24 protein-coding genes and 1 tRNA gene are annotated in these 21,392 nt (G+C 69.5%); 10 read left to right on the plus strand and 15 right to left on the minus strand.

The window, feature by feature from the left end; genetic code table 11:
• Positions 1-386: 386 nt before the first annotated feature.
• The 3 genes from RSA25_RS02815 to yedA form a co-directional block, all read right to left on the minus strand.
• Positions 387-1,229, minus strand: coding sequence for a hypothetical protein (locus RSA25_RS02815; protein ID WP_332807399.1), 843 nt, complete (start codon positions 1,227-1,229; stop codon positions 387-389).
• Between the two features lie 132 nt (positions 1,230-1,361).
• Complete coding sequence (gene rarD, locus RSA25_RS02820) at positions 1,362-2,270, minus strand: EamA family transporter RarD (RefSeq protein ID WP_332807400.1); 909 nt, start codon at positions 2,268-2,270, stop codon at positions 1,362-1,364.
• On the minus strand, positions 2,267-3,166 hold the full coding sequence (gene yedA, locus RSA25_RS02825; protein ID WP_332807401.1) for a drug/metabolite exporter YedA: 900 nt from the start codon (positions 3,164-3,166) through the stop codon (positions 2,267-2,269). The genes rarD and yedA overlap by 4 nt, the downstream gene beginning before the upstream one ends.
• A gap of 216 nt (positions 3,167-3,382) precedes the next feature.
• Here yedA and RSA25_RS02830 point away from each other — a divergent pair, with 216 nt between their 5' ends.
• Positions 3,383-4,723 carry an MFS transporter gene (locus RSA25_RS02830; protein WP_332807402.1) on the plus strand — a complete coding sequence of 447 codons (1,341 nt, stop codon included), beginning with the start codon at positions 3,383-3,385 and terminating at the stop codon, positions 4,721-4,723.
• 154 nt (positions 4,724-4,877) lie between these two features.
• Entirely contained in the window at positions 4,878-5,450 is a 573-nt protein-coding gene (locus tag RSA25_RS02835) for a hypothetical protein (protein WP_332807403.1), read from the plus strand.
• A 6-nt stretch (positions 5,451-5,456) separates the two neighbouring features.
• Here RSA25_RS02835 and RSA25_RS02840 read toward each other — a convergent pair whose 3' ends face one another.
• From RSA25_RS02840 to RSA25_RS02855, 4 genes are all read right to left on the minus strand, one after another.
• Positions 5,457-7,109, minus strand: coding sequence for a M28 family metallopeptidase (locus RSA25_RS02840; protein ID WP_332807458.1), 1,653 nt, complete (start codon positions 7,107-7,109; stop codon positions 5,457-5,459).
• Between the two features lie 88 nt (positions 7,110-7,197).
• Complete coding sequence (locus RSA25_RS02845) at positions 7,198-8,133, minus strand: MBL fold metallo-hydrolase (protein WP_332807404.1); 936 nt, start codon at positions 8,131-8,133, stop codon at positions 7,198-7,200.
• A gap of 31 nt (positions 8,134-8,164) precedes the next feature.
• The gene (locus tag RSA25_RS02850; RefSeq protein WP_332807405.1) at positions 8,165-8,503 is read right to left on the minus strand and encodes a hypothetical protein; all 339 of its coding nucleotides are present in this window, start codon (positions 8,501-8,503) and stop codon (positions 8,165-8,167) included.
• A 115-nt stretch (positions 8,504-8,618) separates the two neighbouring features.
• On the minus strand, positions 8,619-9,908 hold the full coding sequence (locus RSA25_RS02855; protein WP_332807406.1) for a tryptophan--tRNA ligase: 1,290 nt from the start codon (positions 9,906-9,908) through the stop codon (positions 8,619-8,621).
• 107 nt (positions 9,909-10,015) lie between these two features.
• Between RSA25_RS02855 and RSA25_RS02860 the strand changes: the two genes are divergently transcribed.
• Complete coding sequence (locus tag RSA25_RS02860) at positions 10,016-10,849, plus strand: hypothetical protein (RefSeq protein ID WP_332807407.1); 834 nt, start codon at positions 10,016-10,018, stop codon at positions 10,847-10,849.
• Between the two features lie 100 nt (positions 10,850-10,949).
• On the opposite strand, the gene RSA25_RS02865 is transcribed toward RSA25_RS02860, so the two are convergent.
• From RSA25_RS02865 to rocF, 3 genes are all read right to left on the minus strand, one after another.
• Entirely contained in the window at positions 10,950-11,171 is a 222-nt protein-coding gene (locus tag RSA25_RS02865; RefSeq protein WP_332807408.1) for a CsbD family protein, read from the minus strand.
• A gap of 181 nt (positions 11,172-11,352) precedes the next feature.
• Positions 11,353-11,490 (minus strand): entericidin A/B family lipoprotein, encoded by a 138-nt coding sequence (locus tag RSA25_RS02870; RefSeq protein ID WP_038691079.1) that lies wholly within the window; start codon positions 11,488-11,490, stop codon positions 11,353-11,355.
• A 234-nt stretch (positions 11,491-11,724) separates the two neighbouring features.
• Positions 11,725-12,645: an arginase gene (rocF, locus tag RSA25_RS02875; RefSeq protein ID WP_332807409.1), complete on the minus strand. Its 921-nt coding sequence runs from the start codon at positions 12,643-12,645 to the stop codon at positions 11,725-11,727.
• 308 nt (positions 12,646-12,953) lie between these two features.
• On the opposite strand from rocF, the gene RSA25_RS02880 reads away from it, so the two are divergent.
• The 5 genes from RSA25_RS02880 (at position 12,954) to RSA25_RS02900 (ending at position 15,919) form a co-directional block, all read left to right on the plus strand.
• A complete protein-coding gene (locus RSA25_RS02880; RefSeq protein WP_332807410.1) occupies positions 12,954-13,406 on the plus strand; it encodes a roadblock/LC7 domain-containing protein in 453 nt (150 codons plus the stop codon).
• A 77-nt stretch (positions 13,407-13,483) separates the two neighbouring features.
• Positions 13,484-13,843 carry a roadblock/LC7 domain-containing protein gene (locus tag RSA25_RS02885; protein WP_332807411.1) on the plus strand — a complete coding sequence of 120 codons (360 nt, stop codon included), beginning with the start codon at positions 13,484-13,486 and terminating at the stop codon, positions 13,841-13,843.
• 91 nt (positions 13,844-13,934) lie between these two features.
• Positions 13,935-14,891, plus strand: a complete 957-nt coding sequence (locus RSA25_RS02890) for a hypothetical protein (protein ID WP_332807412.1) — start codon at positions 13,935-13,937, stop codon at positions 14,889-14,891.
• Positions 14,888-15,427, plus strand: a complete 540-nt coding sequence (locus tag RSA25_RS02895) for a GTPase (protein ID WP_332807413.1) — start codon at positions 14,888-14,890, stop codon at positions 15,425-15,427. The genes RSA25_RS02890 and RSA25_RS02895 overlap by 4 nt, the downstream gene beginning before the upstream one ends.
• An 84-nt stretch (positions 15,428-15,511) precedes the next feature.
• Positions 15,512-15,919, plus strand: a complete 408-nt coding sequence (locus tag RSA25_RS02900; protein WP_332807414.1) for a hypothetical protein — start codon at positions 15,512-15,514, stop codon at positions 15,917-15,919.
• A gap of 113 nt (positions 15,920-16,032) precedes the next feature.
• On the opposite strand, the gene RSA25_RS02905 is transcribed toward RSA25_RS02900, so the two are convergent.
• The 4 genes from RSA25_RS02905 to birA all read right to left on the minus strand — a co-directional run bounded on the left by RSA25_RS02905 (position 16,033) and on the right by birA (position 18,655).
• Positions 16,033-16,108: transfer RNA gene (locus RSA25_RS02905), tRNA-Thr, on the minus strand.
• 16 nt (positions 16,109-16,124) lie between these two features.
• Positions 16,125-16,946, minus strand: a complete 822-nt coding sequence (locus RSA25_RS02910) for an SPOR domain-containing protein (protein WP_332807415.1) — start codon at positions 16,944-16,946, stop codon at positions 16,125-16,127.
• 9 nt (positions 16,947-16,955) lie between these two features.
• A complete protein-coding gene (locus tag RSA25_RS02915) occupies positions 16,956-17,693 on the minus strand; it encodes a type III pantothenate kinase (protein WP_332807416.1) in 738 nt (245 codons plus the stop codon).
• Positions 17,690-18,655: a bifunctional biotin--[acetyl-CoA-carboxylase] ligase/biotin operon repressor BirA gene (gene birA, locus RSA25_RS02920; protein WP_332807417.1), complete on the minus strand. Its 966-nt coding sequence runs from the start codon at positions 18,653-18,655 to the stop codon at positions 17,690-17,692. The genes RSA25_RS02915 and birA overlap by 4 nt, the downstream gene beginning before the upstream one ends.
• A gap of 129 nt (positions 18,656-18,784) precedes the next feature.
• Here birA and RSA25_RS02925 point away from each other — a divergent pair, with 129 nt between their 5' ends.
• Together RSA25_RS02925 and RSA25_RS02930 are read left to right on the plus strand one after the other, a co-directional pair.
• Positions 18,785-19,060 (plus strand): hypothetical protein, encoded by a 276-nt coding sequence (locus tag RSA25_RS02925; RefSeq protein WP_332807418.1) that lies wholly within the window; start codon positions 18,785-18,787, stop codon positions 19,058-19,060.
• An 8-nt stretch (positions 19,061-19,068) separates the two neighbouring features.
• Complete coding sequence (locus RSA25_RS02930) at positions 19,069-19,848, plus strand: M90 family metallopeptidase (protein WP_332807419.1); 780 nt, start codon at positions 19,069-19,071, stop codon at positions 19,846-19,848.
• Positions 19,849-19,944: 96 nt separating this feature from the next.
• Here RSA25_RS02930 and RSA25_RS02935 read toward each other — a convergent pair whose 3' ends face one another.
• The gene (locus tag RSA25_RS02935; protein ID WP_332807420.1) at positions 19,945-21,369 is read right to left on the minus strand and encodes an ATP-binding protein; all 1,425 of its coding nucleotides are present in this window, start codon (positions 21,367-21,369) and stop codon (positions 19,945-19,947) included.
• Positions 21,370-21,392: the final 23 nt, after the last annotated feature.

Here is a 21,392-nt window from a genome sequence, read left to right on the forward strand (position 1 = left end):
ACGGTCCCGCGAACCCGCACACCCCCACCCCCGACAGTTGGCCGGTGGCCCGCAGCAGATCAACTGCCGCGTCACGGGCTGTTGGTCGGTCGTCGTTGGGAACAAGGGTGGCTGTGGGATGCCGGCCAGCGGCCGGCACTACCGGCTTTTTCGGTGCGCACCGGCCCACTGTCCAAGGGCGGGTACGGGTGGGGGTGCGGGACCGTCATACGCCATGGATGGCGTATGTCGAGCTTACAGGGACGTACTTGCAGCGTGTCCCGCACCCCCGCCCGTACCCGCCCCAAGCGACAAGGCATGCACGCGCGTGCTTCAGCAAAGCCTTTACCACGCAGATGGGCGAAGAACCTCTTTTTTGGGGCTTCGCGCGTTCGTGTCAGCCCTCTCTACTGGTAGCGGCACCCCACCGCACCGCTCTCAAGCCGTTGGCACAGGACCGTCACGTTTCCGGTCTGCGTCGGCGCTTCGCCCAACACCTCGATGCCTGCCCAACGCGCCCGATCGACGAAGGCATCGGCGAACCAGCGGTTCAACCAGGAAAAATGGTAGCTCATGGACGCTACCTGGCCCGGCAGGAAGTCCTCTGCCGTGTTCTGGACGCTTCCGCTCTGGCCAGGTTCGGTAGCGTCGGCAAATGCCCATTGCCGATGCAGGTAATCGAAGTGAAACCGGGCGGAATTGCCGTTACCGTCGTTGAGGGCCAACAGTGCCATCACCGGGTAACCGCGTTCGCGCATCACCTGCAGCTGCAACAGCCGGCCGCCGGAATCGCGCGTATCCAGGAAACCGAAGTTGCCGTGACGCTGCAGGTAGCGGACGACCGTCTCGCGCGCCTGCGCGTGCCGCGGGTGCAACGCCGACAGGTGATGCCCCAGGATGTACTGCTCCTCGAGGGTGCGCATGCCGTGGTCCGACCCGGGTGCGTACAGTCGCACCCGCTCGAAGTACTTCACCACCCCCGCCGAGGGCATGTAGTGCTCGGCCAGCGACAGGAACTGCCGCTTCACCCAGTCCTCGGCCTCGAAGCGCGTCGCCACCCGCTGGCCCGAGGCAGCGCTGACGGTGTAACCGTCGATGCTGAGCGCGTCGAAGTCGTAGACATAGTGCGTGCCCTCGCCCAGGCCCACGGCCACCTGCTGCATTTCCGGCGCCGTGCAGAAGTAGCACGCGTGGGCAACCGGATCATCGGCCTGCGCGGCTGCCAACGGCGGTGCCAGCAGCAGCAACAACAGGGGCAACAGTTTGTTCATGGGACAGGCCTGCAATGGATGATCCTCCATTGCAGCAGAGCCGGTCCCGCCGGTGCCATCGGATCGGAATGGAATGCAGGCAACCGCGCGCCGGCCCTTGTCGCACCACGTCTATCGCTTGGCGCGCATCGCCCACAGGTTGTCGCCAATGAACAGCAGCAGCCCCGTCCAGATGGCCGCAAAGCCCACGGCCTTGCCCGCATCGAACGGCTCACGGAAGAAGAACACGCCCAGCAGCAGCCCCAGGCTCGGCGCGATGTACTGCAGGATGCCCACCACCGACAGCGGGATCCGCTTCACCCCGTAGGCGAAGCCGATCAACGGCAGGGCCGTCACCGCGCCGCCCAGGATCAGCAATGCATCGTTCTTCCAGCCCCAGCCGCCGAAGAACCCACCGCCGTGCCCGTTCTCGCTCCACAGCGCAAAGCCGATCGCCGGCAGGAACAGGTACAGGCTCTCCACCCCCAGGCCGGCCACCGGGTCCACCGAGATCAGCTTGCGCAGCAAGCCGTACAAGCCGAACGAACATGCCAGCCCCAGCGCGATCCACGGCGGCGTGCCCGCGTCCACGGTGAGCCAGGCCACGCCCAGCGCCGCGCAGCCCACCGCCAGCCACTGCAGCCCGCGCAGGCGCTCCTTGAGCACCACCACGCCCAGCACCACGCTCACCAGCGGGTTGATGAAGTAGCCCAGGCTGGTTTCGATCACGTGCCCGGCGTTGATCGCCCAGATGTACAGCCCCCAGTTGAAGGCGATGGCCAGGCTGCTCAGGGCCAGCGTGGGCAGCGCGCGCTTCTGCGCGGCGATGCCCCGCCACCAGCCGGTGCCGGCGCTCAACAGCAGCCAGGCCACCACCAGCACCGTGCTCCAGATGATCCGGTGCGCGATGATCTGCTGCGACGGCACTGCCTTGAGCAGGTGCCAGTACACCGGCACCAGCCCCCACAAGGTGAAGGTGAAGGCGGTGATCGCCAGGCCGCGGCGCTGGTCCTGCAGGTGCGTGGAGGGCAGCGCGCTCATTTCGCGCGCGTCCGCGCCAGGGTCAGCACCACCACGCCAGCCAGGATCACCGCCATCGCCAGCAGGTCGTGCGCGCCGAAGCGCTCGTGCCCGATCAGCGCGCCCAGCAGCACCGCGATCACCGGGTTCACGTAGGCGTAGCTGGCGGCCAGGGCCGGGCGCACGTTGTGCAGCAGCCACACGTATGCGGTGAAGGCCACGATCGAGCCGAACATGCACAGGTAGGCCACCGCCAGCAGGCCGTCCGTGCTCGGCCAGGTGGTGGGCCGCTCACCGGTGGCCAGCCCCAACGCCACCAGCATCACCCCGCCGCACAGCATCTGCCCGGCGGCGGTCATGAACGGGTTGGGCAGGTCCAGCCCGCGCGCCCAGACCGAGCCGAACGCCCAGCCGATCGGCGCGATCAGCAACAGGATCAGGCCCTGCGGCGAGGCGGTCAGGCTGCTGCCCGCATTGAGCCAGACCACGCCCAGGAAACCGATCGCGATGCCCAGCCATTCGCCACGGCTGGCGTGGGTGCCGCGCATCGCACCGAACAGCGCCATCCACAGCGGCACCGAGGCCACCGCCGTGGCCGCCAGCCCCGAGGACACCGTGCGCTCGGCCAGCACCACCATGCCGTTGCCCAGCACCAGCATGGTCAGGCCCATGATCGCCAGGTTGCGCCACTGGCGCCGGGTCGGCGCGGGCATCCCGCGCCAGCGCAGCACCGCATACATCAACGAGCCGGCGATGATGAAGCGCGCGCCGGACACCATGGTCAGCGGCAGCGCGCCGCCTTCCAGCGCCAGGCGGATACCCAGATAGGTGGACCCCCAGACCACGTAGACCAGCAACAGGGCCAGTACGACAAGGCCGCTCCGGGGAGCAGCCGCTACGGGTTCAGGTGAAGACATGGCACGGCACCATCCGGGGGAAGGGGAATTCTAGGCCACTGCGGGGCTGGCGGCAGCGCGGACATCCGGCCATTGGCCTGCGCTCACGCATTCTGTCGCAGGAAGTGGTTACCCTCTTGCCCATGCGCTGCGATGCCAGGAAGGCCTCCAGCGCCAAGGACCGCTTGCGGCTCCTTGCCCACCCGCACCGTTTTCCCGTGAGGACATCCTTCCTGCATGAGTACTTCCACCCCCTCCGCCGCCGCCCATCCCGAGCGCGCCGCGCTGCGGCGCTCGATCTCCAACACCCTCAAAGGCTCGGCCGGCAACCTGGTCGAGTGGTATGACGTCTACGTCTACTCGGTGTTTGCGGTCTATTTCGAGTCCCAGTTCTTCTCGGCCGCCGACAAGAACTCCACCATGTACGTGTGGGCGATCTTCGCCGCCACCTTCCTGATGCGCCCGATCGGGGCGTGGTATTTCGGCCGCTTCGCCGACCGCTACGGCCGCCGCCTGGCGCTGACCGTGTCGGTCACGGTGATGGCCGGCTGTTCGTTCCTGATCGCCATCACCCCGACCGCCTCGCAGATCGGCATCTGGGCGGCGGTGATCCTGCTGTTCGCGCGCCTGTTGCAGGGCTTCGCCACCGGCGGTGAATACGGCACCAGTGCCACCTACATGTCCGAGGCGGCCATCCCCGGCCGGCGCGGCTTCCTGTCCTCGTTCCATTACGTCACCCTGGTCGGCGGCCACGTGCTGGCCCAGTTGACCCTGCTGGCCATGCTCAGCTTCTGGGACAAGCCTCAGATCTCCGAATGGGGCTGGCGCATCGCCTTCGGCATCGGTGGCATCGCCGCCATCGTGGTGTTCTGGCTGCGCCGCACGATGGACGAATCGCTGGGCGAGGATTCCATCGAGGCGGCCAAGGAAGGGCGGGCCAAGGCGTCCGGCTCGATGTACGAACTGTTCGTGCACCAGTGGCGCCCGCTGCTGCTGTGCTTCCTGATCACCGCCGGTGGCACCGTGGCCTTCTACACCTATTCGGTGAACGGCCCGAAGATGATCCAGAGCGCGTTTGCCGGCACCGACGTGATGACCGGTACGCTGATCAACCTGGGCGTGTTGACCTTCCTGATGCTGCTGCAGCCCATCGGCGGCTGGCTGTCGGACATCGTCGGGCGCAAGAGCCTGCTGGTGTTCTTCGGCGTGGGCGGGGTGCTGTACAGCCACTACCTGATCACCGCACTGCCGCAGCAGCACGACCCGCTGATGGCCTTCGTGATCCTGGCGATCGGCTTTGTGATCCTCACCGGCTACACCTCGATCAATGCGGTGGTGAAGGCCGAGCTGTTCCCCACCCACGTGCGCGCACTGGGCGTGGGCTTCGGCTATGCCATCGCCAACTCACTGTTCGGTGGCACCGCGCCGCTGCTCTACCAGGCGGCCAAGACCACCGACCGGGTGGGTCAGTTTGCCTGGTATGTCACCGCCATCATCGCGGTATCGCTGGTGGTGTACGTGTTCTGCCTGAAGAACAAGGGCCCCAACTGGCTGGACGGCACGCGCACCCAGCCGTAAGCGGGAGGCCATGGCGGGCCGCACGCGCGGCCCGCGCTTCAATCCCGGCCGATCGATCGCGTACCCTTCCCCGTGACCCTGCGCCCATGAAGCGGCGCAGGGCACTGGATGAGGCAGCAGAGGGACGTGGCCGGTGCGGGGAAGGATCCTGTGGATGTTGATCGGGCTGGGGCTGTTGCTCCCGGCCGTGGGCGGTGCCCGCGAATGCCGTGCCGGGCAGCCGGTGCCTGACCGCCATCCCGGCAGCATCGCCGTCATGCCCACCGCGCAGGAACGGCAGGCCCACACGCTGGCCTGCCAACGACTGGCGCGGCAGGACCAGCGCCTGCGGCCCTGGCTGCGACCGGTACAACACACATTGACCGCGGTGATCCTGGGCGCGGCCCTGCTGTGCGCGGTCACGCTGTTCCGGCAATGGCGCTGGCGCCATCGCGGCCGCGCGGGCGGCTATGCCTTCGTGGCGCTGCACGCGCTGTCTGCCTGGATGCTGCTCAAGATCGGCGTGGCGATCTACCGCGGCGTGACCCTGGCCCACCTGCGCGGGCCGCCGCGCTGGCTTTGGTACGAACAGTCGCCGCTGGCGTTTTCCGTGCAGCAGTGCGTCGAAGCGGCCATCGCGCTGGCCGTGCTCGGCGTCGCGTGGGCCGTGCTGAACATGGGGCGACCCTGGCCGGCCCCGAACCCGCTGCCGCGGCGTGGACCCAGGCGCGTGCCACGCCGCCGCTGAACCGGCTCAGCGCCGCGAGGCTTCGCTCTGCTCGCGCACCTTGCCGAACTCGGACCCTTCTTCCCAGTGCGGCCAGCGGCGGCTGTTGGCCAGCTCGGCGCCCAGGTCGTAGACCAGCAGCGTATCGGCGGCGTGGCCGCTGGCGTCCCAGTCCGGCGTCCAGGCATCGCAGGCCTGGTGATAGCAGGCCGCGAAGTACGCATCGCGCAGCTCACGGCCCTTCTCCACGCCGCCCTCGCGCATGTCCAGCCCCGGCCCGATGGTGATGGCCGGCACGCCCAGGCGGGCGAAGGCGAAGTGGTCGGCGCGGTAGAAGAAGCCCGCTTCCAGGTTCGGGTCCGGCGAGTACGTGCGCCCCCGCGCCTTGGCCACGCGGGCCAGGTCGCCTTCCAGCGAGACCCGGCCGTTGCCCCACGAGGCGATGTCGCGGGTGGGGCCATCGGGGCTGAACATCTCGATGTTGAGCACCGCGGCGGTCTTGTCCAGCGGCGCCAGCGGGTGGGCGGCGTAGTAGCTGGCGCCCAGCAGGCCCTTCTCTTCAGCGGTCAGCGCCACGAAATACAGCGTGCGCTGCGGCTGCGGGCCGGCGGCGAACACCCGGCCCAGTTCCAGCACGGTGGCCACGCCGGTGGCGTTGTCGATCGCACCGCGGCGGATGCGGTCACCCTTGGCGTCGGGCTGGCCGATCCCGAAGGCATCCCAGTGCGCGGAGAAGATCACCGCCTCGTCGGCGTGCGCGCCGCCGGGCAGCTTGGCCACCACGTTGCGGGTGACCACCTGCTCGCGCTTGAGGCGGAACCCCACCGACAGCTGCGCATCGCCCAGCGCCACCGGCTTGAACGCCGGCGTCATCGCCTTGCGCTTTTCCGCCTCGAAATCCAGGCCGGCGTCGGCAAACAGCTGCTCGGCCAGGTGCCGCTGCATCCAGCCGCGCACCGGCACGTGCTGCGCCAATGCCTGCTCGGGGCTGCGCTCGATGTCGAACAGCGGCGAGGTGCCCGAGCTCTTCACCGTGGCCCAGCCGTAGGCGGCCGGCGCGGTCTCATGCACGATCAGCACGCCCTGCGCGCCGCGTCGCGCGGCTTCCTCGAACTTGTAGGTCCAGCGGCCGTAGTAGGTCACCGCCTTGCCGTCGAACGCGCCAGGCGGGTCGGCCTCGAAATCGGCGTCGTTGATCAGCACCACGGCGATCTTGCCGTGCAGGTCCACGTCCTTGTAGTCGTTCCAGTGGCGCTCGGGGGCATCGATGCCGTAGCCGACAAACACCAGCGGCGCATTGCGGATGTCCACCGCCTGCTGCGGGCGCAGGCTCTGCAGGGTCACGTCCTCGCCGTTGACCAGCGCGCGCGTCCTGCCCTTCTGGCGCAGCTGCGCACGCACCGGCCCGTCCACCTGGGCGCGCACCATCGGCACCGGCTGCACCCAGCTGCCATCCACGCCACCGGGCTGCAGGCCGTACTTCTTGAACTCTTCGATGAGGTACTGCACGGTGCGCGCTTCGCCGGCGGTGGCCGGCGCGCGGCCCTCGAATTCGTCCGAGGCCAGGATGCGCACGTGCCGCGACAGCGCCTGCGGATCGATGCCGCCGCCGGGCAGGTCATTGGCCGCGTGGGCCAGGCCGCCCATGAACAGGCAGGACGACAGCAGCAGCATGCGCATCGGATTCACGGCAGACACCAGGACGGAAAGCAGGGGCCTGGGAGTGTAACGTGACACCTGCATGACCGCGCGCCGTGCGCGTGCCGCCTCAGCGCTTGTCGCGGTCCAGCCAGCAGGCCAGGCCCTGGGCGTTGAGCTCGATATCCATCGCCAGCACCGCGGTCACCGCCGCATCGTCGAGCGGGCAACCATGGGCCTGCGCGCGTTCCAGGTACAACGCAGTGAGCGCAGCGACCAGGCAGCGGTGGCGATCGGGCCGGCCATCGCACTGGCGGCCGATGTCGGCCATCGCATCGATCTGTTCGAGCAGGTCCGCGCCCAGCCGCGCCACGTCCTCCACGCGGCCGTAGTGGGTGAGCAGCATCGCCTGTGGCGCGTAGGACAGCAGGCGCGCGATCGACTCCTTCAGCGCCTCCGGTTCGAACTGCACCGGCGAGGAGGTGGGCACGATGAAGGCGCCGCGCGCACTGTCCAGCTCGCGGTAGGACAGGCCGAAGGTATCGCCGGTGAACCAGGCGCGGCTGCGCGCGTCCCACACGCACAGATGGTGGCGGGCATGGCCGGGGGTATGCAGGCACAGCAGGCTGCGCCCGGCCAGGTCCACGCGGTGCCCATCTTCGGCGACCACCACGCGCTCGGCCGGCACCGGCAGGATCGGCCCGTAACTGCGTGCGATCTCGACCGCGCCATACACCTCGGTCGCGCCGGCAATCAGCCGGGTGGGATCGAGCATGTGCGGTGCGCCACGCGGGTGCACCACCAGCTGCGCGTGCGGCAGCTGCTGCATCAGCAGGCCGGCGCCGCCGGCGTGGTCCAGGTGCACGTGGGTGAGCACCAGCCAGTCCACGGCCGCCACGTCCAGGCCGGCACGGTCCAGTGCGGCCAGCATCGCCGGCACCGCCAGCCCCGTGCCGCAGTCGATGAAGGCCGCGCGGCCGTTTTCCACCACCAGGTAGGCGGCGTCGAAGTCGCCGCGCGCCATGAAGCCGGTATCGATGGTGTGGATGCTGGGGTCGAAAGACATCGGTCCCTCCCTGGCGGATTACCCCACCATGTTAGGACGAACCCGGCACCGGCTTCGATGCGGCTTTGGTCGCACGCCGGGCCAGCCACGCCCCGCGCAGCAGGAGCGCGCCCACCAGCACCGCCAGGAAGGCACCGTAGGCGTACAGCACCGCCAGCACCTGGCGCCAGATCGGGCCCGCATCGTCCTGCACCACGCCGATGTGGTGGCCCCACAGCATGGCCACGATGCTCAGCACGAAGGCCAGCACCAGGGCGGTGGCGTCGAACAGCCGCCGGGGCGCATCGCGGGGCTGGCGCGGGAACAGCCAGTACAGGGTGCCGAGCAGCAGGAACCAGGGCAGGAACAACACCAACGACAACCAGGCCATCGCCGCCTCCCGTCAGGATGACCGCATCATGCCACGCGCCCGGTTCCGGCAGGGCCGGCCGCTGGCCGGCTGCATGGATCGCCGCCGTTGCCTGGTGGCCGGCCAGCGGCCGGCACTACCCGCGCAGCGCCTGCAGCGCGGCCAGGACCACGTCCACCTCGGCCTCGATCTTGAACAGCTCGCTCTGCAGGCCATCGCCATGGTCGGTCTGCTTGAGCACGCCGATCACCTGCCCGGCGTCGCGCGGCGAATCGAAGCCCTGGCTCTGGATCAGCAGGCTGCCATCGCCCGCCTGCAGCTTGAAGTAGAAACGGCCGTCCTTTTCGCGGTACTGCTTGAACAGCGGCGGTGCCGCGCGCGCCTCGGTGCCGGCCTCGCCGGCGATGTCGCCGGCGCTGGACAGATCGCGCAGGCCCACGGCGTGGCGCAGTTCCTTCAGCAGTGGAATGGCGTACTGCTCGCGCAACTGCTGGCCGCGGCGACGCAGCAGCGCCTCGATCTTCTCCGGCTCGGCCATCAGCGCCTCATAGCGCTCGCGCAGCGGGGTGAGCTCGGCATCGATGCGCTCGAACAGCTGCTGCTTGGCATCGCCCCAGCTGATGCCCTCGGCGAAGGCCTGGGCAAAGGCGGCGGTCTGCTCGGCGCTGGCGAAGGCCTGGTACATCTGGAACAGCGCCGAGCCCTCGGTGCTCTTGGGCTCGCCGGGCGCGCGCGAGTCGGTGAGGATGCTCGACACCAGCTTTTTCAGCTCCGCGCGCGGGGCGAACAGCGGGATGGTGTTGTGGTAACTCTTGCTCATCTTGCGCCCGTCCAGGCCGGCCAGGGTGGCCACCTGTTCGTCGATCACCACCTCCGGCAACGGGAAGTACGCCTTGCCGTAGACATGGTTGAAGCGCTGGGCGAAGTCACGCGCCATCTCGATGTGCTGGATCTGGTCGCGCCCCACCGGCACCTGGTTGGCCTTGAAGATCAGGATGTCGGCGGCCATCAGCACCGGGTACATGAACAGCCCGGCGCTGATCCCGGCGTCCTCGTCCTGCTGCTCTTCGCGGTTCTTGTCCACCGCCGCCTTGTAGGCATGGGCGCGGTTGAGGATGCCCTTGCTGGCGATGGCGGTCAGGAACCACATCAGCTCGGTGGTTTCGGGAATGTCGCTCTGCCGGTAGAACCACACCTTGTCCGGGTCCAGGCCACAGGCCAGCCAGCTGGCGGCGATCTCCAGGGTCGAGCGCTGGGTCCGCTCCGGCTCCTGCGCCTTGATCAGGCTGTGCAGGTCGGCCAGGAAGAAGAAGCTCTCGATATCGGACGCCTGGCTGGCGGCGATGGCCGGGCGGATGGCGCCGACATAGTTGCCCAGGTGGGGCGTGCCGGAGGGGGTGATGCCGGTAAGAACGCGGGTGGTCATGGGGGGATCATTACGGACAGGTGAACCGCGCCAGTTTACCTGCCCCGGCCCAACCCCGTCGCACCCGCCCGCCCGTTGAACCTGTCACTCCATCGCCGAGCACTGCCATGAAACGCCTGATCCTGCCCCTGTTCGCCGTGCTGGTCCTGTGCGGCTTCCGCCCCATGCCCCTGCCCCACACCCCCGCCGGCCCGGTCTACCTGACCGTCATCGACCGCGACGGCGACGGCGCACTGCGCGCCTACAGCGACGGCGATCAGCGCTGGATCGCGGGCGAAAAGGGCCATCGCTACAGTGTGCGCCTGCGCAACGCCAGCGCCGAGCGGGTGCTGGTGGTGGTGTCGGTGGACGGCCTGAACGCGATCACCGGCCAGGTGGCCGCGCCCGGCCAGACCGGCTACGTGCTCAACCCCTGGCAGACCGCGGACATCAGCGGCTGGCGCAAATCGTCCGAGGAAGTGGCGCAGTTCGTGTTCACCACGCCTGGGCGCAGCTACGCGGCCCGCACCGGCCGCCCGGACAACATCGGGGTCATCGGCATGGCGGTGTTCACCGAGGCCGGGGCGATCGCTCGCGATCTGTCCCCGGCGGTGGAGCGGCGCCGCAGCCTGGCCGGCGGGCCCGCAGCACCAGCGGCGCCACCGGCACCGGCGGCGGCCGAATCGGCCATGGCCGACAGCGCCACGCGCAGCGCCGCGGCCGCGCCGGCCCAGCGCCTGGGCACCGGCCACGGCGCACGCGAGACCTCGCGCGTGCGCGACACCGCCTTCGAACGCGCCAGCAGCACACCGGTCCAGCAGGTGGAGCTGCGCTACGACAGCGCCCAGAACCTGCGCGCGCGCGGCATCCTGCCCGCGCCCACCCCGCGCCCGGACAGCGCCCCCCGCGCCTTCCCCTCCCAGTACGTGCCCGACCCGCCGCGCGACAGCCGCCTGCGCTGAGCGCCAGCCACGCCGACACACACACGAAGGGCCGCTTGCGCGGCCCTTCGTGTTTCATACACCCGGTGAAGCAACCGCGCCCGGTCAGGCGCGGCGGTACTCAATGAAAATCGGGGTAATCCTTGTGCATGGCTTTTTCGAAGTCTTTCACTTCGGTCTCGGCGCGGTCGCGCGCCCAGCCATAGCGCTCCTGCAGACGGCCGGCCAGGTACTCGGCGTTGCCTTCGGCCACCTTGAAATCGTCGTCGGTCAGGTCGCCCCACTTGGCCTGCGCCTTGCCCTTGAGCTGCGTCCACTTGCCGGAAATGATGTCTTTGTTCATGGGTTCGATTCCTCGGTTGCAACGGCACTGTCGCCGTGACCACAGCATGCAGGGGCGCGCGTTCGTCCCCGGTCAAGCGCGGATGAAACCCATGCTCACCTGCTTGAATGCAGCGTGAGGTCGCGCCCACGAAAAAGGCCGGGAGATCCCGGCCTTTTCCGTTGCCAGCTGATCGCGGGGATCAGTTGGTCTTGGCGGCGTCTTCAACCTTCTCGCCAGCCTTCTGCACGTCCTTGCCGGCACCGGCAACGGTGTTGCAGCCGGACAGCATGGCCACCGAGAACATCGACAACAGCATCAGTGCAATAACACGCTTCATGGGGTTCTCCTGGTTGATCTACGTCGACACCGGCAATCCGGTCCCACCTGTCAGATGGGCCCGCCGGCGCATGGTGCGCGAGGCGGCCCCTCTTCCTGATCGCGGTGACGTCGTGGCCGTTTCCGGCACCGCCGCCGCGTGGATGCAATCTGGCGGCAGCGGCGTGCAGCGAATGTGAACGCATCGGCGCAGCGTTCAGCCATCCGCAGGAAAGCCCCGCGTGGCGGGCCGCTGTCAGTCGCGCATCAGGGTGGATTTGCCGAACAGGCTCTCCACCAGATCCACCGCCAGCACCGCCGTGCTGTTGCGGTTGTCCAGCAGCGGGTTCAGTTCCACGATGTCCAGCGAGCCCATGCGCCCGGTGTCGGCGATCATCTCCATCACCAGCTGCGCCTCGCGGTAGTTGACCCCGCCCGGCACCGTGGTGCCCACGCCAGGCGCGATGCTCGGGTCGAGGAAATCCACGTCGAAGCTGACATGCAGGTGGGTGTTGTCGTCGATGCCCTGCAGCGCCGCTTCCATCGTGCGCTTCATGCCGGCCTCGTCGATGTAGCGCATGTCGTACACGTCCACCTGGTGCTGCTTGATCAGCCGCTTCTCTTCCTGGTCCACCGAGCGGATGCCGATCTGGTGCACCTGCTGCGGGCGGATCGCCGGTGCGTCGCCACCCAGCCGGGTCAGCGCGTCCGGGCCCAGCCCGCACAGGCAGGCCACCGGCATGCCGTGCACGTTGCCCGACGGGGTCACCTCGCTGGTGTTGAAATCCGAGTGCGCATCCAGCCACAGCACGCGCAGCGTCTTGCCCTGCTCGCGGCACCAGCGCGCCACCGCGGTGATCGAACCGATGCCCAGGCAGTGGTCGCCGCCCAGCATGATCGGCATGCGCCCGGCCTGCAGCGCGGCGTAGGTGGCGTCCATCAGCGCGCGGTTCCACGCCACCACCTCGTCCAGGTGGCGATAGCCCTGCACCGGCGCGGTCCACGGGTTGCGCGGGCCATCCAGGTTGCCCAGGTCGCGCACGTCCACGCCGCGCGCCTCCAGTGCCTCGGCCAGCCCGGCGATGCGCAGCGCGTCCGGCCCCAGCCCGGCCCCGCGATGGCCGGCCCCGACGTCGGTGGGTACGCCGATCAGGGAAACGGGGGGATACGTGGCCATGGGTGCCTCCTGCAAATACGGAAAAAGAGCCACAGTCTAGCCACCCGCCTGCAGGCCCACTCGCGGCGGTGCAGCAGCGGGGCGGCCCTGACCCCACAGGGCACCCGTTGACCGCCCGCGTCGGATCACGACGCAGGCGGAAACCCTTGTGCGTCAATCAGTTGACACAATCGAAAGACAACGCGCGGTTCATCCTGCGTTATCCATGAAGGTAAAAATAACGTGCTACATTTCACACTTCGACGCAGTACTGATTGACTAATCCAGACGGATTGGTCGCGTTTCGTTGTGTGCCAGGGGGCAGGGAAGTGCAACGCAGTGCCATCCACCAGATCGTTCGAGATGCCAGCGGCGCGAGCCAGCCGGCGCGCCCGTCGCTCGACCTCGACGGCATCCATGCCGTCTTCGCCCACAGCCGTGAACGCGAGCGCGGGCTGAGCCTGCTCATGCTGTCCACCGCCGACGGCCGTGCCGTGGCCGAGAGTTCGGCGCTGGACGTGGACGGACGGCGCCTGGCCGCGATGGCCAACTCCTTCCTGACCCTGGGCGAGACCCTGTCGCGCGAGCTGGCGCTGAGCGAGGCCGACTACGCCACGATCTGCACCCGCCAGGGCAACGTGGTGCTGATCCGCATCCAGGGCGACAAGCCGCTCACCCTGACCGCCGTGGCCGGTCACGAGGTCAACATGGCCGTGCTGCTGTTCCATGCGCGCGAGTGCGCCACCCGCCTGGACCCGGTGCTGCGCCCGCGCGCGGGCTGAGCCGCCTTCTTTTTCGTTGTGCCCTTGCGGCAGGCCTCCGGCCTGCCCTCCCATTGCCTGAAGAAAAAAGGATTTACGTGCCCAATCTCAATCTGGAAAAGCTCAATTCGCTGGCCGGTTTCGTCGGTGCCGCCCTGGTCGACGGTGACAGCGGCATGGCCCTGGCCATGGTCGGCGGTGGCAACATCAACCTGGAACTGGCCGCGGCCGGCAACACCGAAGTGGTCCGCGCCAAGCGCCGCGTGGCCGAGCAGCTGGGCCTGTCGGATACGCTGGAAGACCTGCTGATCACGCTGACCAGCCAGTACCACCTGATCCGCCCGCTGGAAAGCAACCCGCTGCTGTTCCTGTACGTGGTAATGGACCGCAGCAAGGCCAACCTGGCGATGTCGCGGCATGAGCTGAAGGCCTTCGAGAAGACCCTGGACTTCAGCTGATCGCCCCCTGGTCCGGCGCAGCGCAGGCTGCGCCGGACGCTCGCGCCGCCGCGTGCACGCACGCGATGACCGGCCGCACCGTGGCTCCCCGATGAAAACCCCCATTCGTTCCTTCCAGATCGCCGCAACCGGCCTGGACGTGCTGCACCACACCCGCCTCAAGCTGGCCAGCTCGCTGCTGCTGGCCGAGCGCATGGACGTGGCCCTGCGGGACTGGTCCGGCCAGCCGGTGGACCTGCTGGTGATCGGGCTGGATCACCCGGCCAGCGCCGACGCGCAGGCCCAGGCGCGCGCGCTTGGCGTGCCCACCCTGTCGATCACCCGGCGCGTGGCGGCCATCGCACGCGGCGAGCTGCCGCATGGCGCCACCGTGCGCGACATCAACGAACAGCTCTCCACGCTGCTGCTGGCCACGCCCGATGCGCCCAACGCGGTGCAGGGCACGCCGCTGCTGATGCAGCTGGCCCGCCACGATGCCCAGCCGGCCGGCATGCACCTGCTGCAGCGCGGTGCGATGACGCTGCTGGTGGACCCGGCCACGCGCAGCATCGCCCTGCCCCTGGCCACCCCGCTGGCCGAGGTGGCCGCCCAGCTCGATGACAGCACCTGGTCGCTCACCGCGATCGATGCCGACACCTTCCAGCACCAGTACGCCTACCGCCTGCCGCAGCGGCATTCGTTCGAAGCGCTGTTCTTCTGCATCGCCCGCCATCGCCCGGAGCTGATGCCGGCGCCGGCCGCGCAGGCCTCGCTGCAGCTGCGCCAGTGGCCTGACCTCAGCGCCGACGACGTGCCCGGCCCCTGGCTGCTGGCCATCGCCCGCCTGCATGCGCGGCCCTGGCGCGCCATCGCGCTGGCCAACGCCTGCCGGATCCCGCAGGACGCCGCGCAGAGCCTGTTTTCCGCCGCCGTGGCCAGCGGCCTCGCCTTGACCCAGGATGCCCCCGTGACCCCGACCCCACGCCGCGAAACGCCGACCGACTCGCGCTTCTTCTCGTGGGTGGCGCGACGCTTCGGCCTCACCCTCTTCGCGGGGGCGGCATCATGAGCCTGCCGGCCAACAAGCTGGTGTTCGTCGGCGGCATGGGCGCGGGCAAGACCACCGCGGTGCGCGCCATCTCCGACGTGGAGCCGGTCAGCACCGAAATGCCGTTGAGCGAAGACGCCTACGGTGACAAGGTGGAGACCACCGTGGCGCTGGACTACAGCTCCATCGAGCTGGACGACGGCGAGCTGCTGCACGTCTACGGCGTGCCCGGCCAGCGCTACCTGGACTTCATGTGGCCGATGGTCTGCGACGGCGCACTGGGCGTGATCGTGCTGGTCAGCGCCCGCCAGCCCGACCCCATCGCCTCCACGGTGGAACTGCTGCAGGAGTTCTCGCGGATCGCGCCCGACGCCAGCCTGGCGGTGGGCATTACCCGCACCGATGAATTCCCCGAACTGCTGATTCCCGATGTGCGCCAGGCGTTGCTGGATGCCGGCTTCCGCCTGCCGGTGATGCGCGTGGACGCGCGCTCGGCCACGCAGGTGACGTTCCTGGTGAAGTCGCTGTTGTCGTATCGGTTTGCCGAGACGCAGTAAGGCAGGCAGGAGGCGTGCCGCTGCTGCGCGGCCAGCCTGCAGGTTAGGATGGCGATGACATGGCGCGGAAAACGGAGTGCCTGCATGCCCACCAGATCGCTGAGGTTGCACCGACAGACGGCGTTGCCGCTGCTGGTGCTGCTGTCGCTGTCGTCCACCCTGGTCGCCTGCACGGATGCAGGGATGACGCCGGTGTACCCACAGTCGATGGTCGAGCCGGTCAGCGTTGAGAAGCGCTCGGCTACCGAGATTGCCGTCCGCTACAAGGTTCGCCCCGAAACCCGCCACTACGCCGGGGGCGTTGATTTCGAGCGGGTTGGCGATGCGCTTCGCATCGTGATCAAACGCTGCACCGTCGGGTCCGCTTGCGCGCCGATGGCGAAATCGGTCATCCCGCTGGACGATCGCTGGCAGGGGGAAGTGCACCTTCCCTTCGATGCCGCGCGCGTGGTCATGGTGAGTGCCGATGGTGAGCGGCAGGTGTACCCCTGATCACCTCGCGCAGGCGCAGGGGTGACCGGCGACAGCCACGCACAAAAAAACCCGCCATGTCGGCGGGTTGATTGCGCGCCGTGGGCACCGGTGGATGCCAGCGGAGCGGAGCATGGTGCCGCTTATCCGAATCGAACGGATGACCTACTGTTTACAAGACAGTTGCTCTACCAACTGAGCTAAAGCGGCATGGCGCCGGGCGATTCTAACGCACCCGCGCGCAGTCCAGCGAGCGGTGCTGCGCCGCGCCGCTGCGCTGGCGGGCGGCGGCCGGCTCGGCCTGCTCGGCCAGCGTCGCGTCCAGCCACCACTGCGCGCTGCCGTCACCGCCACTGGCGATCAGGCGGGCGTTGAAGCCGGCGGCGCTGAGCGCGGCCAGGCGGCGGTCGGCGCCTTCGCGGTTGCGGTACTGGCCCAGGGCGATGGCATTGGCTTCCTCGCCCTGGCCGATGATGTAGTAATCGCTCAGCCCGGCCGCGACGATCCGCTTGACCGTGGCCTGCGCGTCTTCCCGGCTGGCGGCGGGCGGCAGGATCACCCGGTAGCGGGTGGCGCCGGCATCGGCCACCTCGCGCAGGCGCGCGCCGCGCAGCAGCGTGCCCGCCTTGGCCTGCGCCGCCTGGGCCGCGGCGCGATCGGCGAACGGCCCCAGGCTCAGACACTGCGCGGGCGCGGCAGGCGGTGCAGGTGCGGCGGCCACCGGGGCCGGGGCCGGGGCCGCAGGCACGGCCGCGGCGGGCGCGGACTCGACGGGCGTGGGCGTGGGTGCGGCGGCCACCGGCGGCGGTGGTGCCGGGCGCTCCGCTGCGGGCGCCGGCGCAGCGGCCGGGGTCCGGTCATCCAGGGCCTGGGTCGGCGCAACGGCGGCGGTGGGCGGCGGCGCGGCAGTGGCCGGCAGCAGCTGCAACTGGGCCACGCCGGTGGTGGGCGCGGGCGGTGCCGGCGCCGGTTCGCCACGCAGCATCCACCACAGCGCCACCCCCAGGTTGAGGATGGCGAGCACGACGATCAGGGCACGGGTCAGCATGCGGGGATCCTACCTTGCGTGTGCCGGCGAGTGCACGGCCCAGCGCGCGAGCCCATCGAGCACGAGTGCCGGCTGGAAGTGCGCCTGCGCCAGCAACGGCAGCAGCGCGGGCGCACCGCCGCCGTGCACCAGCAGGCGCGGCGTGACCCCGAGTTGCTGTGCGGCCTGGGCCACGCTGCGCTCGATCAGCGCCACCGCCGCGCCGTCGCAGCCGGAGGCCAGCGCATCGGCGGTGTCGTTGGCGAACTCGCTGTAGTCCCCACCGCTGGCCGGCAACTGCACCGCGCGCGCATGCAGGGCCTCGCGCATGGTGGTGGGCGAGGCGGCGATGCGGCCGCCGTGATGCAGGCCGTCGGCGTCGAGCAGGTCGATGGTCAAGGCAGTGCCCACGCCCGCCACCACCACCGCCTCGCCGCGCTCGGCCGCGGCCAGCAGCGCCAGGAAGCGGTCCACGCCGAACCGGGCCGGATCGGCGTAGGCCACGCGCACGCCGGCGCACGTGGCCTCGGTCCGGGCCACGCGCACGTGGCGGAAGCGCCCCTGCAGGATCGCCAGCATGCTGCGGGTGAGCGTGGGCGCGGCAACGCTGGCCACGTAGGCGACATCACCGCTGGGCAGCGCCTGCAGCAGCTCGGCGGGCATGGTTTCCGCGCCGTGCGGCCAGGCCTGCACGTCACCGGCACGCGCGTCCTGCAGCGGGGCGAACTTGAACCGCGAATTGCCCAGGTCGAACAACCAGTCGCTCATTGCGCCCTCACGCTGACTTCGCCGGCATGCACGTGCTGCTCCACCCCATCGATGCGCACGCGCAGCGCGCCGTCATCGGCCAGGCCCAGCGCTACGCCCTCGCGCCACTGCCCGCCCTGCTCCACGCGCACGGTCTTGCCGCGCAGCAGGTCCAGCTCGGCATAGCGCGGCAGGAACGGTGCCAGCCCCTCCGCGTCGAACAGTTCCAGCGCCGGCAGCAGATGCGCCAGCACCGCGGCCACCACCGTGTTGCGGTCCACCGGCCTGCCGGCCAGCGTGTCCAGGTCGGTCCAGGGCTGGGTGATGTCGGCGGCGAAGGCGGCCGGCATGTGCACGTTGATGCCGATACCGATCACCGCACGCGCCGGGCCGGCATATTCGCCACCGCCCTCGGCCAGCAGGCCCACCAGCTTGTGCCCGTCCACCATGAGATCGTTCGGCCACTTGAGCCGGGCCTGCACATAGCCCAGGTCATGCAGGGCCTCGGCCACCGCGATGCCGGCCACCAGGCTCAGGCCGCTCAGGCGCACCAGCCCGCCGGAGAACAGGCGCAGCACCGAGAGGTACACGTGGGCGGCCAGCGGCGAGGCCCAGGTCCGTCCGCGACGACCGCGTCCACCGGTCTGGCGCTCGGCCAGCAGGACGCGAACGCCCTGCTCAGGCGCGCTGCACCGCAGCAATTCGGCGTTGGTGGAGTCCACCGTCCAGGCCACCTGCAGCGCGTTCAGCAGCGCCGCCGCGTCCTCTGGCAGGCCGGCGCGAATGGCCTCCGGGGTGAGCAGGTCCAGCGGGCGGGTGAGCCCGTAGCCTTCGCCGGCACGCCCTTCCACCTCGATCCCGGCCGCCCTAAGTCCTTGAATCCGCTTCCAAATCGCGGCGCGCGTCACGCCCAGTTCCTGGGCCAGCGCATCGCCGGACAGGCGCCCGGCGCCCAGTTTGGCCAGCAGTTGGCGGTCGTCCACGGCAGCTTCCATCAGGTAATCGGGAAAATTATGCGGCAAAGCCGCACCCACTGCCTGCCGGCGGGGGTTCCAATGCGGGCGCTGAATCGGGCTAGAATCGAAGACTGACCCGCCTTCCGGATGTCGACGATGCGCCCGTTCGCCCATTGCCTGATCCTGCTGATGGCCCCCTTGGCCGCGCACGCTTCCGATGCGCTGACCAGCACGGGGCGGGGTGGCTGTGTGTATTCGCCGGCCGAAACCGAACGCACCGCCCAGGCCGCGGCGCCGGCGGCCCGCGCGCCAGCGGCGGTGAAGCCGAGCGCGGCCAGTGGCACCAGCAGCGGCGGCGGTGGCGATGACGACGTGCTGCCGCGCCTGCGCGCGCCCAAGTGGCACAGCTTCCTGCCGGGCATGTTCCGCTGATCGAACGCATGTGGGGTTGGCTGCGGCGCACGCCGCGCGAGATCGATCCGACGGTGTGGCAGCACTGCTGCACGCGTGCCCCGTGGCTGCATGGCCTGGACGATGCGCGACGCGAGCGCCTGCGCGCCCTGAGCGCCCGCTTCCTGCACGAGAAAACCATCAGCCCGGTCGGCGAGCTGCAGCTGGCGCCTGCCGATGGCGTGCTGCTGGCCGCGCTGTGCTGCCTGCCGTTGCTGGAACTGGGCGAGATCGGGCTGCGCGGCTGGTCGCAGCTGATCGTGTACCCGGACGCGTTCCGGGTGCAGCGCAGCCACGTCGATGCGGCCGGCGTGCTGCACGAATGGGATGACGAGCTGATCGGCGAATCCTGGGACAGCGGCCCGCTGATCCTGTCCTGGGCCGACATCCAGGCCGACATCGCCGACCCGCACGCCGGCTACTGCGTGGCCGTGCACGAGATGGCGCACAAGATCGATGCGCTGGACGGAGCGATCGATGGCACCCCGCCGCTGCCGCGCGACTGGCAGCGCGAATGGGCCGCCGATTTCCAGCGCGCGTATGACGCGTTCTGCGACGAGGTGGATCGCGGCCGGGACACGCTGATCGACCCGTATGCGGCCGAGGCACCGGAGGAGTTCTTCGCGGTGGTGACCGAATACCACTTCTCCGCGCCAGCGGTGCTGGCCGAGGCGATGCCCACGGTTGCCGCGCACCTGCGCCGGTTCTACGGCGAGCCACCACGAATGTCGGGTACCGACCAGCGGCCGGTACCTACCGGCGGGCGTTGATCGCTTCCCGGGTCACGCCCGGCAGGCACCCACCGTGGGTCGATGCATGGCGCGCACGCGCCTGCCCATCACCTTTGCTTCGATACCGCGCCGCGCTCACGGCCCGGGCGGCAGCTTCACCTCGAACCGCGCCCCGCCCAGTTCCGGCGAACGCTTGACCTGCAGCTCGCCGCGGTAATCCTTGATCAGGTCCTGCACGATCGACAGGCCGATGCCGTGGCCCTGCACGCGCTCGTCGCCGCGCACGCCACGCTGCAGCACCTTGGCGATGTCTTCCGGGGCAATGCCCGGGCCATCGTCATCCACCGACAGCACCAGCCCGGCGCGGCGTGCACCGGGCGCCGGCAATGGCTTGGCGGTCAGCAGCACGCGCCGGTTGGCCCACTTGAACGCGTTCTCCAGCAGGTTGCCGAGCAGTTCCTGCAGGTCGCCCGGCTCGCCGTGGAAGCGCGCGGCCTCGTCGATGTCGAACTCGCACAGCACGCCCTTGCCGGCGTAGACCTTCTCCAGGCCACGCACGATCTCTTCGGCATTGGATTCGATCGGCAGCGGCGCGGAGAACAGCTTGTGCCCCGACGACGCCGCGCGTGCCAACTGGTAGGACACCAGGTTGTTCATGCGCCGCAGCTGCACGTCGAACTCCTGGCGCAGGTCCTGGTCCTGGGCACCGCTGTCCAGCTGGGTGCGCAGCACCGCCAGCGGCGTCTTGAGGCTGTGCGCGAGGTCGGCCAGGGTGTTGCGCTGGCGCTCCAGGTTCTCGCGCTCGCTCTCGATGAAGGCATTGATGCTGTCGGTCAACGGCTCCAGCTCGCGCGGATGGCGTTCGCTCATGCGCTCGGTCTCGCCGCGCTGCACCTTGGTCAGCTCGGTGATCACCCGCCGCATCGGGCGCAGGCTCCACTGCAGGATCACGGTCTGCAGCATCAGCAGGATCAGGCCGGCACCGCCCATCCAGAACCAGACCCGGCCGCGGAACACGCGCAGCTGCGCGCCCAGCGCGCGCGAGTCTTCCATCACGTAGATGGTGTAGGGGAATTCAGTGGCCGGATCGGCGTCGGCATCCCAGACCAGGCCCAGGCCATAGCGATACACCGAGCCCTGGCTGCCATCGATCTGGATCATCGGCAGCGGGCCTTCGAACACCTCCTGGCGCGGTGCCAGCAGGCCGCCGCCCACGGTGGGCAGCATCGGGCCTTCGGCCGACATCGAGTTGCCCTTGCCGTCGGGCATCACCACCTGCAGGTACAGGCCGCTGCCCGGCACGTCGAAGCGCGGGTCCGGCGGCTGCTCGCGGATGTACAGCGAGCGGTCGCGGGTGAAGTCGATCCCGGCCGCATACGCGGTGGCGTAGTTCTTCAGGCGCTCGCGCAGGTTGGCCCGCGCGGTATCGGCGAACGCCGCATCCAGCGCGTAGCCGGCAATGGCCAGGAAGGCCACCAGGCTGACCGAGGCGGCCAGCAGCTGGCGCGCCTGCAGGGAGCGCGGCCGCCAGCGTTTAAAGAACCACAGACGGCCTGACATCACACTCCTTCGCCCAGCGACCG

Origin of the sequence: Stenotrophomonas sp. (assembly GCF_036662295.1) — a bacterium.
Taxonomy (GTDB): Bacteria; Pseudomonadota; Gammaproteobacteria; order Xanthomonadales; family Xanthomonadaceae; genus Stenotrophomonas.